16 protein-coding genes are annotated in these 13,946 nt (G+C 51.4%); 9 read left to right on the top strand and 7 right to left on the bottom strand.

Translation table 11 applies throughout. The features are described 5' to 3' along the window. Nucleotides 1–523: 523 nt before the first annotated feature. Nucleotides 524–904 (bottom strand): RidA family protein, encoded by a 381-nt coding sequence (locus BM040_RS10085; protein ID WP_092100738.1) that lies wholly within the window; start codon nucleotides 902–904, stop codon nucleotides 524–526. 48 nt (nucleotides 905–952) lie between these two features. On the opposite strand from BM040_RS10085, the gene BM040_RS10080 reads away from it, so the two are divergent. Further along, complete coding sequence (locus tag BM040_RS10080; protein ID WP_092100737.1) at nucleotides 953–1,630, top strand: 3-hydroxyacyl-CoA dehydrogenase family protein; 678 nt, start codon at nucleotides 953–955, stop codon at nucleotides 1,628–1,630. A 453-nt stretch (nucleotides 1,631–2,083) separates the two neighbouring features. Here BM040_RS10080 and BM040_RS22070 read toward each other — a convergent pair whose 3' ends face one another. Next, nucleotides 2,084–2,206, bottom strand: a complete 123-nt coding sequence (locus tag BM040_RS22070; RefSeq protein WP_262502451.1) for a hypothetical protein — start codon at nucleotides 2,204–2,206, stop codon at nucleotides 2,084–2,086. A gap of 172 nt (nucleotides 2,207–2,378) precedes the next feature. On the opposite strand from BM040_RS22070, the gene BM040_RS10075 reads away from it, so the two are divergent. After that, a complete protein-coding gene (locus BM040_RS10075) occupies nucleotides 2,379–3,002 on the top strand; it encodes a hypothetical protein (protein ID WP_139217791.1) in 624 nt (207 codons plus the stop codon). Nucleotides 3,003–3,065: 63 nt separating this feature from the next. Here BM040_RS10075 and glmS read toward each other — a convergent pair whose 3' ends face one another. Next, entirely contained in the window at nucleotides 3,066–4,901 is a 1,836-nt protein-coding gene (gene glmS / locus BM040_RS10070) for a glutamine--fructose-6-phosphate transaminase (isomerizing) (RefSeq protein WP_092100735.1), read from the bottom strand. 293 nt (nucleotides 4,902–5,194) lie between these two features. Beyond that, a complete protein-coding gene (locus BM040_RS10065; RefSeq protein ID WP_092100734.1) occupies nucleotides 5,195–6,007 on the bottom strand; it encodes a glycogen/starch synthase in 813 nt (270 codons plus the stop codon). A gap of 138 nt (nucleotides 6,008–6,145) precedes the next feature. Between BM040_RS10065 and panC the strand changes: the two genes are divergently transcribed. The 7 genes from panC to BM040_RS10030 all read left to right on the top strand — a co-directional run bounded on the left by panC (nucleotide 6,146) and on the right by BM040_RS10030 (nucleotide 12,105). Next, on the top strand, nucleotides 6,146–7,000 hold the full coding sequence (panC, locus tag BM040_RS10060; RefSeq protein WP_092100722.1) for a pantoate--beta-alanine ligase: 855 nt from the start codon (nucleotides 6,146–6,148) through the stop codon (nucleotides 6,998–7,000). Nucleotides 7,001–7,096: 96 nt separating this feature from the next. Then, nucleotides 7,097–7,444 (top strand): aspartate 1-decarboxylase, encoded by a 348-nt coding sequence (gene panD / locus BM040_RS10055; RefSeq protein ID WP_092100720.1) that lies wholly within the window; start codon nucleotides 7,097–7,099, stop codon nucleotides 7,442–7,444. Between the two features lie 9 nt (nucleotides 7,445–7,453). Then, entirely contained in the window at nucleotides 7,454–8,476 is a 1,023-nt protein-coding gene (locus BM040_RS10050; protein WP_092100719.1) for a lysylphosphatidylglycerol synthase transmembrane domain-containing protein, read from the top strand. Between the two features lie 4 nt (nucleotides 8,477–8,480). Continuing rightward, nucleotides 8,481–8,975 carry a D-glycero-beta-D-manno-heptose 1-phosphate adenylyltransferase gene (rfaE2, locus tag BM040_RS10045; protein WP_092100718.1) on the top strand — a complete coding sequence of 165 codons (495 nt, stop codon included), beginning with the start codon at nucleotides 8,481–8,483 and terminating at the stop codon, nucleotides 8,973–8,975. Between the two features lie 6 nt (nucleotides 8,976–8,981). Beyond that, entirely contained in the window at nucleotides 8,982–9,656 is a 675-nt protein-coding gene (locus tag BM040_RS10040) for a zinc metallopeptidase (protein ID WP_245756180.1), read from the top strand. A 223-nt stretch (nucleotides 9,657–9,879) separates the two neighbouring features. Beyond that, on the top strand, nucleotides 9,880–11,019 hold the full coding sequence (locus tag BM040_RS10035) for an acyl-CoA dehydrogenase (protein ID WP_092100716.1): 1,140 nt from the start codon (nucleotides 9,880–9,882) through the stop codon (nucleotides 11,017–11,019). A 159-nt stretch (nucleotides 11,020–11,178) separates the two neighbouring features. Next, the gene (locus tag BM040_RS10030; RefSeq protein ID WP_092100715.1) at nucleotides 11,179–12,105 is read left to right on the top strand and encodes an AraC family transcriptional regulator; all 927 of its coding nucleotides are present in this window, start codon (nucleotides 11,179–11,181) and stop codon (nucleotides 12,103–12,105) included. On the opposite strand, the gene BM040_RS10025 is transcribed toward BM040_RS10030, so the two are convergent. Genes BM040_RS10025 through BM040_RS10015 form a run of 3 tightly spaced genes read right to left on the bottom strand, consistent with a single transcriptional unit; the run spans nucleotide 12,088 to nucleotide 13,860 of the window. Beyond that, entirely contained in the window at nucleotides 12,088–12,852 is a 765-nt protein-coding gene (locus BM040_RS10025) for a phosphoglycerol geranylgeranyltransferase (RefSeq protein WP_092100713.1), read from the bottom strand. The two genes, BM040_RS10030 and BM040_RS10025, sit on opposite strands and share 18 nt — an antisense overlap. Then, on the bottom strand, nucleotides 12,842–13,483 hold the full coding sequence (locus tag BM040_RS10020) for a hypothetical protein (protein ID WP_092100711.1): 642 nt from the start codon (nucleotides 13,481–13,483) through the stop codon (nucleotides 12,842–12,844). Before BM040_RS10020 ends, BM040_RS10025 begins: the two co-directional genes overlap by 11 nt. After that, a complete protein-coding gene (locus BM040_RS10015; protein WP_092100709.1) occupies nucleotides 13,480–13,860 on the bottom strand; it encodes a phage holin family protein in 381 nt (126 codons plus the stop codon). Before BM040_RS10015 ends, BM040_RS10020 begins: the two co-directional genes overlap by 4 nt. Nucleotides 13,861–13,946 lie beyond the last annotated feature (86 nt).

The following is a 13,946-nucleotide window of genomic DNA, read 5'->3' as shown; positions in this document are numbered from 1 at the left end:
TACCACTGTTCCTCTAGTTCCCACAAACCCACTTTTCCATAGCCAGCTTGGCTCCCTCCTAGGCCGGGAGGCCTCGCCTTCGGGCATCGCGCGGTGTGCCTGAAGCTGCTCCTCGCTCCGCTGCGGGCTGCCGCATCTGCGGCACCGCAACATTCACAAGGCGCTCAACCCAAAGGCTGGGGATCATTCGATAGCCACAGCTTTTGCTGTCATCTCGAGTAGCGCGAGAGATCTCTATAGAATTCCAGATATCTCTTTCTGTCGGAACGACAGGAGCAAGTATGATTCCCCTCCTAGGAGGGGCAAGGGGTGGGTTTATACTTGTAGGAAATGTAGCGACCTGTCCGCGAGAGCTGAGGCTATGAAATTTATACTTCAGCCAAAGTAGTTACAGACTCCCCGCCTTAGCCAAGGAGGGGCCAGGGGTGGTTGGGCCCGGCTACTGCAAGTATAAAACAGCAAAAGCCAGAGAAGCTATACTTGCCGCCTCTAGCTTTTGCCAAAAAATCTTTCGTCGATAAATCTACTTCGTGGCGATGCAGGAAATCTCTACGTTTACGTCTTTGGGCAGGCGGCTTACCTCCACGGTTTCGCGGGCGGGCGGGTTGCTGGTGAAGTAGCTGCCGTAAGTCTCGTTGATGCGGCCAAAGTTGTTCAGGTCTTTTACGAAGATGGAGCACTTTACCACGTTGCTGAAGTCCATGCCGGCCTCGGCAAGTATAAACTGCAGGTTTTTCATCACCATGTGTGTTTCTTCTTCGATGCTGCTGTTAACCAGTTCGCCGGTTTCCTGGTTCAACGGGATCTGGCCTGAAACATATAAAGTGCCGTTGGCCAGTGTGGCCTGGCTGTAAGGGCCAATAGGGGCCGGAGCCTTGGGCGAGTTGATAATAATATGTGCCATAGACGTTTGCTTTTAGTTTGTATCTTTACCATCAAAAGTACAGAAAATATGCACATCGTTGTTTTGTCTGGCCCGGAAATGGCCGCCGAGTTCAAGCAAAAGTTTCAGGAGGAGCGGGAAGGTGTAAGTTATACTTTTCTGCAAAGTCATAACCTGCTGGATGAGCAACTGAAGCCGGCCGATGTGGTATTTGACTTTCTGCTGCATGAACAGCCGGAGCGTCTGAGCCTGTATGCGCCGGAGCAGGTGGTGTTCTGCAACGCCGCCACGGTACAACTGGCCGCTTTGGTAAAAGAGGCAGCCCTGGAGCGACCCTGTACTTTGATTGGCTTCAACGGCCTCCCGACGCTGTTTAACCGCCCGGTGCTCGAGGTGAGCGTGCTGCATGACGGCTGTACAGCAAAACTACACGAAGTATGCCAGGCGCTGGGCACGGACTACCTGCTGGTGGACGACCGGGTAGGCATGGTGACATCCCGCATCATCTGCATGATCATCAATGAGGCTTGTTATACGTTGCAGGAGAAAACAGCTGGCATCCACGACATAGACTTGGGCATGAAGCTTGGCACCAACTACCCCAAAGGACCTTTTGAGTGGGCAAACCAGATAGGTGTGAAAAATGTGTACGAGGTGCTGCAGGCGGTATATGAAGACACCAAAGAAGAGCGCTACAAAATCTGCCCCCTCCTGAAGACAAAGTACCTGCGGAGCGAGCGGTTTTAAAGTATAGCTCCTCTGTCTTTTGCTGTTTCATACTTACAGTACCGGGTCCAACCACCCCTACCCCTCCTTGGCTAAGGAGGGGAGCCTGTAGTAACTGATGCTGAAGTATAAGTTCTATAGTCAAAGTACAAACACCCCTGTAGTCCCCTCAAGGGGACAGTTTGTACTTACTACTTTCCCTGTCATCTCGAGCAGCGCGAGAGATCTATCGGGGAATTCTAATCAGATCTCTCCCAAAGGTCGAGATGACAAAAGCCGTGGCTATCGAATTCTTTCCCAGCCTTTGGGTTGAGCGCCTCGAGAGGTTCCGGTGACGAACGAAGTGAGGCAGCCCGAGGCACGAGGGCAGGAAGCGAAAGCAGCGCGATGCCCGAAGGCGAGGCCTCCCGGCCTAGGAGGGAGCCAAGTTGGAGATGCAACGGTAGGTATGCAAGGCTGGAGGATGAACGGCAGCTAGTAAGGATAGCCTGTGTCCAGTTGCAGAAAGCGGCGGCTAAGCAAGTAGAGCCAAAGTATAAAGTATAAGCAAAGTATAGTAAAGTTTAGAAGTATGGCTTTCAATGACAGTTGGGTCACAAATCCAACATCATAGTTAGGCACGAGTTACAAACCCGCGCCAGCAAAGCAGCGACTAAAGTATAACCAAAGTATAAAAACTCAATACCTCTCTCCCCATACTTTAAAATCCCTATGCTTCTATACTTAAGCTGCTTTTCCCTATCTTAAGCCACTACTTGTACTTTAGCTTATGAAAACAACTTTACTCACACTCCTCCTAAGTATGGCAGGTGTTGGCGCCATGGCCCAGGCCAATGAGGCGGCTAACTACCAAATCACCATCAACGGCAAAACCCAGGATGTAGCCCTGGGCAAAGAGTATAAAATCAAGATTAACGGCAAAGAGGTAACAGTTGCCGTGCAGCAGAAGGATATCCTAACCTATCAGGACGACTGGATTTCGCTGCAGTACCCCAAGGGACTGCAACCTGCCATTGCCTCGCCCGATCCGGACCTGGAGCAAATTACGCTGGTGACAGCCAGTGGCAACGGCGTGTTGGTGCAGAAGTATAAAACCATCAATCCCGCCAGCTTGATAGACCTGATGCTGAAGGAGGTGACGAACGAGGAGGCGAGCTTCGGCTATAGTATGACGGAACGGCCATTTGAGCAAAAGCTGAAATCGGGGCAGCAGGCGAAGGGCAAGTCGGTGGAGCTGAAGTATGGCAACGATGTGCAACATTACACGGTGGCAGCGCTGGGTGACGAAAGTGAGGGGATCATGTTCATCACCATGCTCAACACAGAGAACGGCAACGAAGACAACAAGGTGATACAGCTGTTCCTGGAGTCGTTAACCTACCACCGGGACTAAACGAGTCGTAATAAAAAAGGGAGCTATTATAGCTCCCTTTTCTGTTTTTATACTTGCGGTCGGTTACTCCACCGTAACAGACTTAGCCAGGTTGCGCGGCTGGTCTACGTTGCAGCCTCGCATCACGGCGATGTGGTAAGACAGCAACTGCAGCGGAATAACGGACAGCAGCGGCGTCAGGTGCTCGCTTGTCTCCGGAATCTCGATCACGTGGTCGGCCATGGCTGGTATGGTTGTGTCGCCTTCGGTTACGATAGCGATCACCTTGCCCTTGCGGGCCTTCACCTCCTGCACATTCGACACGATTTTCTCATAAGAGCTGTCCTTGGTGGCAATTACTATCACCGGCATATGCTCATCAATCAGCGCAATCGGGCCGTGTTTCATCTCCGCAGCCGGGTAGCCTTCCGCGTGGATGTAAGAAATCTCTTTCAGCTTCAGAGCACCCTCCAGTGCCACCGGGAAGTTGTAGCCGCGGCCCAGGTAAATGCAGTTAGGAGCGTCCTTATACTTTTCTGAAATCTCCACAATCTGGTCGTTCAGCTGCAGCGCCCTTTCTACTTTCGATGGAATGGTCTCCAGCTCCACCATCAGCTCGTGCAGCTTAGTGGTTTCCAGGGTGCCGCGCTTGCTGCCGATGATCATGGCAATCAGCGTCAGCACTGTTACCTGGGCCGTGAAGGCCTTGGTACTGGCCACGCCAATCTCCGGGCCGGCGTGGGTATAGGCGCCTGCATCGGTGGCACGGGCAATAGAGGAGCCCACCACGTTACAGATACCAAATATGGTAGCACCCTTGGACTTAGCCAGCTCAATGGCCGCCAGCGTGTCAGCCGTCTCGCCTGACTGCGAAATAGCAATCACAATGTCTTTCTCGGTGATGATCGGGTTGCGGTAACGGAACTCAGAGGCATACTCCACCTCCACCGGTATGCGCGCCAGGTCCTCGATCAGGTACTCGGCCACCAGGCCAGCGTGCCACGAGGTGCCGCAGGCCACGATGATGATACGCTCCGCATTCACGAACTTGTTCTCAAACTCGCGGATACCCGACATCATCAGGTGGTTGCTCTCGGCAATCATGCGGCCGCGCATGCTGTCCAGGATAGAGCGGGGCTGCTCAAAAATCTCCTTGAGCATAAAGTGCTCGTAGCCACCCTTCTCAATCGACTCCAGTTCCATCTCCAGGCGCTGCACGTATGGTGTCTGCTTCACGTCCTCCTTGGTGCGGATGTCCAGCTCCCCGTTGTTGATGATAGCCAGCTCGTAGTCGTTCAGGTACACCACTTCGTTGGTGTACTCAATGATAGGCGTGGCGTCGGAGGCCAGGAAATACTCGCCCTCGCCGATGCCCACCACCAACGGGCTTCCCTTGCGGGCCGCGATGAGTTGGTTTGGGCTGTCTTTGGATAGTACCACAATGGCATAGGCGCCCACCACCTCGTGCATGGCAAGCCTCACAGCCTCCGGCAGCGTGCAGTTGTTGTTGGTGCGGATGTCCTCAATCAGGTTGATGAACACCTCCGAGTCCGTCTCTGACTGGAAGGTATGGCCTTTCTCCAGCAGCAGCGTCTTCAGCGAAGCGTAGTTCTCAATAATGCCGTTGTGGATGATGGCAATGTTGCGGGAGGTAGAGTAGTGGGGGTGGGCATTCACATCGTTCGGCTCGCCGTGGGTGGCCCAGCGGGTGTGGCCCATGCCAATGTTGCCGTGCGTGTCGAAGTCGGCCAGGTAGGCCTCTAGGTCCGCCACCTTCCCTTTTTTCTTATAAACGTTCAGGTCGCCGTTCATCAGGGCGATGCCTGCACTGTCGTACCCGCGGTACTCAAGCCTTTTCAGGCCTTTGATAATAATTGGGCTCGCTTCGCGGTGCCCAACGTAAGCTACAATTCCACACATAGGATTTTTTAATTATTCTCTCAAATAAACACATAGGAACTGCAAATGTACCCATTTCCGGCATATCTGTATAACTTCTGCTTTTTTGCTTTGTGCTTTTATGTACTGCATAAATGTAAATTATTAATTTACAGAGGGATGTGGTAAAACAAAAAGGCTGCTGCTTTATTACGAAAATGTAATATAAGCGGCAGCCTTTTGTAGTTTGTGGTAATATTCCTTTTCCCGGATGCCCTTACACCTGTTCAGGTTTTACGTAAAGTACAATAAAGGAGTAAGGAGCGGGTCGTGAATTATTTGCTTAACTCGTTGTATAAATTATAGCAATTATCCAGCAGGGTATCGTCGGCGTACACCGTGCTGATCTCTTTCTTCTTCACGAAGTCAGCAAACAGGGCATTCAGGTTATCGCTGAAGTCCTCGTTTGTTTTGTTAATGGCATCGGCGTACTCCATGCCGCAGCGCACAAACGCGTTCGTGTCCGCAGACTCCAGGAAAGAAAGCATGCTGTCGTCAATATCCAGCATTTTAACCTTCTCGGCCAGGTCATCGCTGAATTTTTGCGTATAACTGTTGTTGTACACCGTAAACACCGACTTAGAATCCTTAAAGATAGGGTCTTTTTTGTAGGTGGTTTTCAGGTACATCGGGATCAGGCCTGTCATCCAGTCGTTGCAATGTACAATATCCGGGGCCCAGCCCAGTTTTTTCACGGTTTCCAGCACGCCCTTGCAGAAGAAAATGGCGCGCTCATCGTTATCCTGGTGGAATTTGTTGTTTTTATCAACGAAAACTGACTTCCTGTGGAAATAGTCTTCGTTATCAATAAAATAAACCTGTAGCTTCGCGTTCGGAATGGAGGCCACTTTAATAACCAGCGGCTTTTCATCGTCACCCACGGCGATGTTGATGCCCGACAGACGCACCACTTCGTGCAGACGGTTCTTGCGCTCGTTAATGAGGCCGAACCGCGGAACAAAGATCCGGATCTCCATCCCTCTTTCCTGCATACCCTGTGGCAGCGTCTGTAAGAACTCTGCTACTTTCGTGGTTTGTAAGAAGGGATTGATCTCGGTGGCGGCGTAAAGGATTCGCAATTTAGACATGGGTATGTATTTAAGATTTTAATAAGCAACAGTATAGGGTCGTGCAAAATTAGTATTTTTTATTCTGATTTTCAATTTAAAACGCTGTGACTTACTTTTGCCGGCTTTACGAGAGCATTACAACACATACTACCGACAATGGAAGTTATAGAGCGGGTTGATACCATCCGGGAGCGTATGCAAACCCTGCGCTGCAGCGGCAAACGCATAGGTTTTGTGCCAACCATGGGCGCCCTGCACGAGGGGCACCTGCAATTGCTGCGCGCGTCTGTGCAGGAAAACGACATTACTGTTTGCAGCATCTTCGTTAACCCCACGCAGTTTAACAACCCCGATGATTATAAATTATATCCTCGCACCATAGCACAGGACACCGAGCTGCTGAAGACAGTTGGCTGCGATATTCTGTTTGCCCCTAAAGCTGAGGATGTATATGTACAACAATCACTGCTGCAGTTTAGTTTCGGGCCGCTGGAGGCCGTGATGGAGGGCGAGCACCGCCCGGGTCACTTTAACGGCGTGGCTACAGTGGTGAGCAAGCTCTTCCACTTTGTGCAGCCGCACCGCGCCTATTTCGGGCAGAAGGACCTGCAGCAGGTGGCCATTGTAAAGCAGCTGGTGCAGGGCCTGAGCTTCGATGTGGAGGTGGTGCGTTACCCCATCGTCCGGGAGGAAGACGGCCTGGCCATGTCGTCGCGCAACAAGCGTTTGGATGCGAAGCAGCGCCAGACAGCCCCCTCGCTCTACGGTGCCCTGCAGCTGGCAAAGCAGCAACTGGGCAACAAGCCTGTCTATAGTATAAAGGCGGCTGTGGAGGCCTACCTGTCAAGTATGGATGAGGTGCAACTAGAGTATTTCGAGATAACTGACCCGGACACGCTGCGGCCGTTAACAAATGTGCAGCCCGGGCAGGAGGTAGCGCTGTGCATTGCCGCCTTCGTGGGCCCTGTGCGCCTGATAGATAACATGCTCGTGAATCTAAACGAAGTATAGATTGTTTAGAAGAGACAGATAGGGCAGGCGGCTGTTAGAGTTGGTAGTTATTATGCAGTCAATTCTCTAACTTTGCGCTCCAATACAAATTACACCATGTATATTGAGGTTTTAAAATCCAAAATCCACCGTTGTAAGGTAACGCAGGCCGAGCTGCACTATGTAGGCAGCATCACAGTTGATGAAGACCTGATGGACGCCGCTAACATCGTGGAGAATGAGAAAGTACAGATCGTCAACATCAACAACGGGGAGCGCTTTGAGACCTACGTGATCAAAGGCGAGCGCGGCACCGGCACCATTTGCCTTAATGGTCCGGCAGCCCGAAAGGTGCAGGTGGGCGATGTGGTGATCATTATCTCTTATTGCAGCATCAAGTTTGAGGATGCCAAGACCCATACACCCACGCTGGTTTTCCCGGACCAGCACAACCGCCTGGTATAACCCCACTGCATGAATAAACTGCTCTCGTTTCTGAAATATGTGCTGCTGCTGGGCGTTTCCGCATTTCTAATGTGGTATGCGCTTAAGGAGCTCGATTTTCAGAAAATGTGGGCAGAACTGCAGAGCGCAGATTATGGCTGGGTGCTGGTCTCCCTGGTGATGGGGGCGCTGGCCTACGTAAGCCGGGCCCTGCGCTGGCAGATGCAGATAAAGCCGACAGGCTACAATCCGCCGCTCCGCCATACCTATAATGCCATGATGGTGGGCTACATTGCCAACCTGGTGCTGCCCCGCATGGGGGAGGTGGTGCGCTGCACCATGCTGCGTCGCTCCGATAACCTGCCCATCAACACCGGCTTCGGCACCGTGATAGCGGAGCGCATCATTGACATGCTGATGCTGATACTGGTGGTGGCGCTGACCTTCCTGGTGGAGTTCGGCCGCATCCGCGATTTCTTCCTGAGCCTTCTCACCGACAAGTATAATAGCCTGGAGCAAAGTATGAGCTCGTTCTACTGGGCATTCTGGGTGCTGCTTATCCTGGCCGTGGCTATACTTTTTGTCATGCTGCGCTACCTGAGCCTGCTGCGCAAGAACGTATACTTCCACAAGGCGGTGCACTTTGCCAAGGGGCTGCTCCGAGGTATTTTCAGCATCACCAAACTCGAGAACCAGTATACTTTCTGGGGCCATACCATCTTTGTGTGGCTGATGTACTACGGCATGAGCCTTACCGTTTTCTATGCCCTGCCTGCCACTGCCCACCTGGGCTGGGGTGCGGCGCTCTCGGTGCTGCTGGCGGGCACGCTGGGCATGGCGGCGCCGGTGCAGGGCGGCATCGGGGTGTACCACCTGATGGTGCAGGCCACGCTGCTGCTGTACGGGGTGCCCAAGGAGGCCGGTATGGCCTACGCACTGCTGGCGCATACTTCGCAAACACTTTTGGTAGTTGTAATGGGAGTGATTAGTTTTATGGCAAGCATGCTGCGCCGCACAAGGCCGGTAACACAGCAAAGCCATACTTCAGCCTGATTACATGAGCTCGCAAGACAAGATTTATACTTTGCCGCAACTGCTAAAGCAGGTGCAGGCCTGGCGCGAACAGGGCCAGAAAATCGTTTTCACCAACGGCTGCTTCGATTTGCTGCACTTGGGGCACGTAGATTATCTGGAAAAAGCCAAACAACTCGGCGATAAGCTTGTTTTGGGGCTGAATACCGATGCCTCCATCAGTCGTATCAAAGGCCCTAGCCGCCCGTTGCAGGACGAAATGTCACGTGCGCGCGTTATGGCATCGCTTTTGTTTATAGATGCAGTAGTGCACTTCGATGAGGACACGCCCCTTAAACTGATTGAGGCGGTGCAGCCAGACATCCTGGTAAAGGGAGATGACTACGCCGTAGAGCAGATTGTGGGGCACGAGGTGGTGCAGGCCCGGGGCGGTTCCGTGATGACGGTGCCTCTGGTGAAAGGCTATTCGACCACAAACATCGTAAGGAAAATAGAAAACCAATTAAACAAACATAACTAACGAATCATGATCTGGATAATAATGATTGCCATGATGCTTGCAAGCTGGCTTGTGAGTTGGCGATTAAAAAGTAAGTTTCAACAATATTCCCAAATTCCGCTTAGCTCTGGCCTTACCGGCCGCGAGGTGGCTGAAATGATGCTGCGCGACAACGGCATTACCGATGTGCGTGTGATTTCCGTAGCCGGTAAACTGACAGACCACTATAACCCGGCTGACAAAACCGTGAACCTGAGTGAGTATGTGTACGAGGCGCGTAGTGCCGCTGCCGCCGCTGTAGCCGCCCACGAATGCGGTCACGCCGTACAGCACGCCACAGCCTACAACTTCCTTAAGTTCCGCTCTGCCATGGTGCCTGCGCTAAGTATAGCCTCCCGCTACATGCAGTGGATCCTGCTGATCGGTATCCTGATGCTGCAAAGCACGCCAATACCGCTGGCCATTGGGGTGGCCCTGTTTGCCCTTACTACCCTGTTCAGCTTTGTAACGCTGCCTGTGGAGTTTGATGCCAGCCGACGCGCCTTGGCTTGGATAGACCGCAGAGGCATTGTAACCACACAGGAGCACGGCATGGCGAAAGATGCGCTTAAATGGGCTGCCATGACCTATGTGGTTGCTGCACTTGGCTCACTGGCCACCCTGCTGTATTACGCTTCGCTGCTGATGGGTCGCCGCGACTAGGAAACGTTTAATCTGCCCTTATAATAAGAGCGCCGCCTTTGCTTATTGCATTGGCGGCGCTCTGCTTTTCCCGGAATTTGCACCTATTTCTGATTTTTCACTAGAAAGCCATACTTGCACCGCAACAATTATTAGAATAACAGGTTGAATTAATGCAACTGAATTTTCTAGTTTTGTACCGGAATTAAAAAAATAATCAAATATCATCCTTTAGATAACTGATATGAATTTTGAACTAACAGAGGAACACTTGGCAGTTCAGGCGGCTGCCCGCGAATTTGCACAGACGGAGTTGCTACCCGGGGTAATCGAGCGCGATGAGCAGCAGAAGTTCCCGACGGAGCAAATCAAGAAGATGGGCGAGCTTGGCTTCCTGGGCATGATGGTAGACCCTAAGTATGGCGGCGGCGGCATGGACACTATTTCCTACGTGCTGGCCATGGAGGAAATTTCCAAGGTAGACGCCTCTGCGTCGGTGGTGATGTCTGTAAACAACTCGCTTGTGTGCTGGGGCATAGAGAAATTCGGTACGGAGGAGCAGAAGCAGAAGTACCTGCCAAGGCTGGCTACCGGTGAGATCATAGGCGCTTTCTGTCTTTCGGAGCCAGAGGCCGGCTCTGACGCCACCTCGCAGCGCACCACCGCCGAAGACAAGGGGGATTACTACTTGCTGAATGGTACTAAAAATTGGATTACTAATGGCAGCACAGCTTCCGTCTACCTTGTAATTGCACAAACTTACCCTGAAAAAGGGCACCGCGGCATAAACGCCCTGATTGTGGAGCGTGGAATGGAAGGATTCGTAGTTGGACCTAAGGAAAATAAATTAGGAATTCGTGGCTCTGATACCCACTCTTTAATGTTTTCTGACGTAAAAGTACCAAAAGAGAATAGGATAGGAGAAGATGGGTTCGGATTTAAGTTTGCGATGCAAACACTGGCTGGAGGACGCATTGGTATTGCTTCCCAGGCACTGGGCATCGCCTCCGGGGCTTTGGAACTGGCCCTCAAGTATTCTAAGGAGCGCAAAGCATTCGGTGTGGAGATAGCTAAACACCAGGCAATACAGTTTAAATTGGCTGATATGGCAACGAACATTGAAGCTGCGCGCTTGTTATGTCTCCAGGCAGCTTACGACAAAGATTCTCACCGCGACTATGGTCAGTCTGGTGCAATGGCTAAGCTGTTTGCCTCTAAAGTAGCAATGGAAACGACCGTAGAAGCAGTACAAATTCACGGTGGTTACGGTTTCGTGAAAGAGTACCATGTGGAGCGTTTGATGCGTGACGCCAAGATCACACAAATTTATGAAGGAACCTCTGAGATTCAGAAAATAGTAATTTCGAGAGAACTACTGAAGTAATAAAGCGCTTAAAAGTCTGTTTCCATGTGATTTGAGCTATAGATAGTCTTTATTGAATTAAAATAAATTTTAAAATTAGATTTGAATTTTATAAAGATTACTCTTAGCTTTAGGCCAAAATTAAAGGGTTTATAGTATAAAAGTTAGTTGGTAACACACATGGAAGATTACAATAAGATTATTGAATCGCTTGGGGTGCGGTTCATTAAGGCTAAGAATCTGGTGTTGCAGCAGCCATTTACGGTGCGCAACTACTACGATGTAGGCAACAATTTGATCCTGCTGCACAAGGGCAGTATCTTTTTTGGTGAAGAGGAGCAGGTGGTAGAAGAAGGGGAACTTCTATTCATTCCTGGCGGCCGCAGCACCAAGGTTACCTATGGCCCGTCTGGTGAAGGAAAGTCCATCACAAATGACGACCTGATCACGAACAGAGAGAAGTTCTTCAGAAGCAACAACGACCTGGACCTGATCGGTGACGCGGAGGAAAGCCACAGCTATGTGAGCTTCGAAGCTAAGGTGTTTGACTCAGTGAACTTCTTTGCATCGCTGGATCTGCCTGCATTCCTTATCTCCAACAACACGAAGCTCGCCAACCTGGTGATCAAAGTAGTGGAGGAGAACATGCAGGAACTGCCAGGCAAAGAGCGCCTGATCAACCTGTACACCGAGCAGATTGTGGTGGAAATTGTTCGCCATATCCTGAGAAACAGAATGTTTGTGGAGCAGCTGGCAACAAACAGCACCTACTTTAAAGATCCGCGCCTCATCGACCTGTTCAACTACATCAAGGAGAACCTGGGCGGCGACCTGTCGAACAAGGTGCTTTCTAACGTAGCCAACGTGTCGGAGGACTATGTAGGTCAGTACTTCAAGATGCTGACTGGCATTAACCCGCAGGACTACATTGAGTACCAGCGTATGGAGCGTGCTGTGTTCCTGCTGCGCACAACTAAGAAGAGCATCCGCGAAATCGGAAAAGAAGTGGGTTACAAAGACACGGCTTACTTCTGCCGCCGCTTTAAGATGATGTTTGGTATACCTGCCGGTAAGATGCGCCGCCGCGAATCAGCGATGAACATCTAAGGCAACGTTATACGAAGCAACAAGAGAAGAAACCTCGGCCAAAAAGCCGGGGTTTTTTTCTATGTGGTTGCCAATCACAATCACGTCGGCGCCGGCCTCCAGTGCTGCGCTTGCCTTTTCAACCGTGTCAATCCCTCCTCCCACAATCATGGGAAGGTCCACTGCCTCACGCACAGCTCGTATCATCTCTGCAGAGACCGGCCGCATGGCTCCGCTGCCACCATCCAGGTAAATGTACTGCAGCCCCAGCAGCTCGCCGGCCATGGCGGTGCAGGCGGCAATAGCAGGCTTGTCGTGGGGTATGGGCATGGTGCCGCTCATGTAGGAGGCCGTGGTCTGGCGGCCTGTGTCTATGAGCATGTAGCCGGTAGGGTATACTTTCAGGGCGCTTGCCTTAAGTATAGGAGCAGCCAGAACGTGCTGGCCGATAAGAAACTCTGGGTTGCGGCCCGAGATGAGCGAGAGCAGGAGAATGCCATCAGCTTGCGGGTCGATGTGTTGGTGGCTGCTCGGGAAAAGTATAACCGGCACGTTGCTGTGCTGCTTCAGGAGGCGAATAATGCCGGCTTGGTTCTGGGAGGTAATCAGGCTGCCACCGACGAAGAAGAAATCCACGGGGTGCGCATCGCTCAGGGTAAGAAGGCTCAGGCAGGAAACCTCTGTCAGGTTGTCCGGGTCGAGCAGCAAGGCAAAGTGCTTCCTGCCTGGAGTAAATGGTATTCTGGATTGGTCGTTTTTAAATGGCATCCTTCTCTGGAACGGTATACGCTGGTGTCTCTGTTACAGAAGCCATCACTGTAGGTTCGACTACGGCAGGCTTAGCTGCAATATCGTTATTTTTATTTTCAGAGACACTATTTAAGTATTCCTCCAGCTTTTTGGTGGCATACATCACCAGCAGCGCCATGGCCTGCTGTTGCAAAGCCTTGCTCATCCTGGAATTCAGGAACGAATCAGGCTTTTTTTTTACGGGCTGCGCTTCAGGGTAAGTATAGTGCTGCTGCTCCGAGGGCAATGTATAGTCGCTGCTCGGGGCATGCGTGTGCGCCTCGTAATCAATCATGGGTGTGGACGTATGAATGGGGTAGGTAGGGTAGGCGGCTGCTACAAAAGTGCCGTGTGGCTCGCCTTTGCCTTTTTTGCCGGCTTTCCCTTTCGAGAGTTTCTTCTCCTTTTTCTTGCTGCTGCCAAAGAGCATGCGCTTTAACAGCAAGCCGGCCAACAGCACGCCACCGGCTATGGCCACCTTTTTGCCAATCTCCTGGCCCTGCGCCTTTATCTGGTCCATGTCGCCTGCCAGCGCCCTTCTGTACTCCTCCTTCTGCCTCTCCAGAAACTCGCGCTCGTTATCAAACAATGGGTTGTTCAGTTCGCTCATAGTTGTTTTTCTCGTTTGTCTGATTTGTAGATGGTGTTGTCGAAAGCCTTATCGGCCATGCCTTGAAATACCTTTTTATCCAGTCCCACCGCAAGTATAACTAAAAGTATGATATAGAAGAGGGCAACGATGCCAAAGCCCCAGAAGGAGCTGTCGAGGAGGTGGTTGAGCAGCAGGCCCAGAAAAAGGCTCAGGAAGATAAGCACCAGGAACGCTACAACCCCAAGCAGGACAGCATGTATGGTGCTTACGAAGGAAGCCTTCAGCTTTTCCTGTATTTCAAGCCGTATAATGTCTATGCGGGTATCAATGTACCCCATCAGGTTTTCCAGGAGGTTGGGGTTTCGTTCGCGGGTTCCGTTATCTTGTAGCGCCATGTTTCCTATCTGCTTTTCAAATACTTGTTTTTTGTATACGAGGGTGGATTAAAAAATTTACGTAAAGTATAACTCGTTAAAACTGT

Origin of the sequence: Pontibacter chinhatensis (genome assembly GCF_900113285.1) — a bacterium.
In the GTDB taxonomy this organism is placed as follows: Bacteria; Bacteroidota; Bacteroidia; order Cytophagales; family Hymenobacteraceae; genus Pontibacter; species Pontibacter chinhatensis.
The sequence above is the reverse complement of the archived record's forward strand: the minus strand, read 5'-3'. Positions and strand labels throughout refer to the sequence as shown.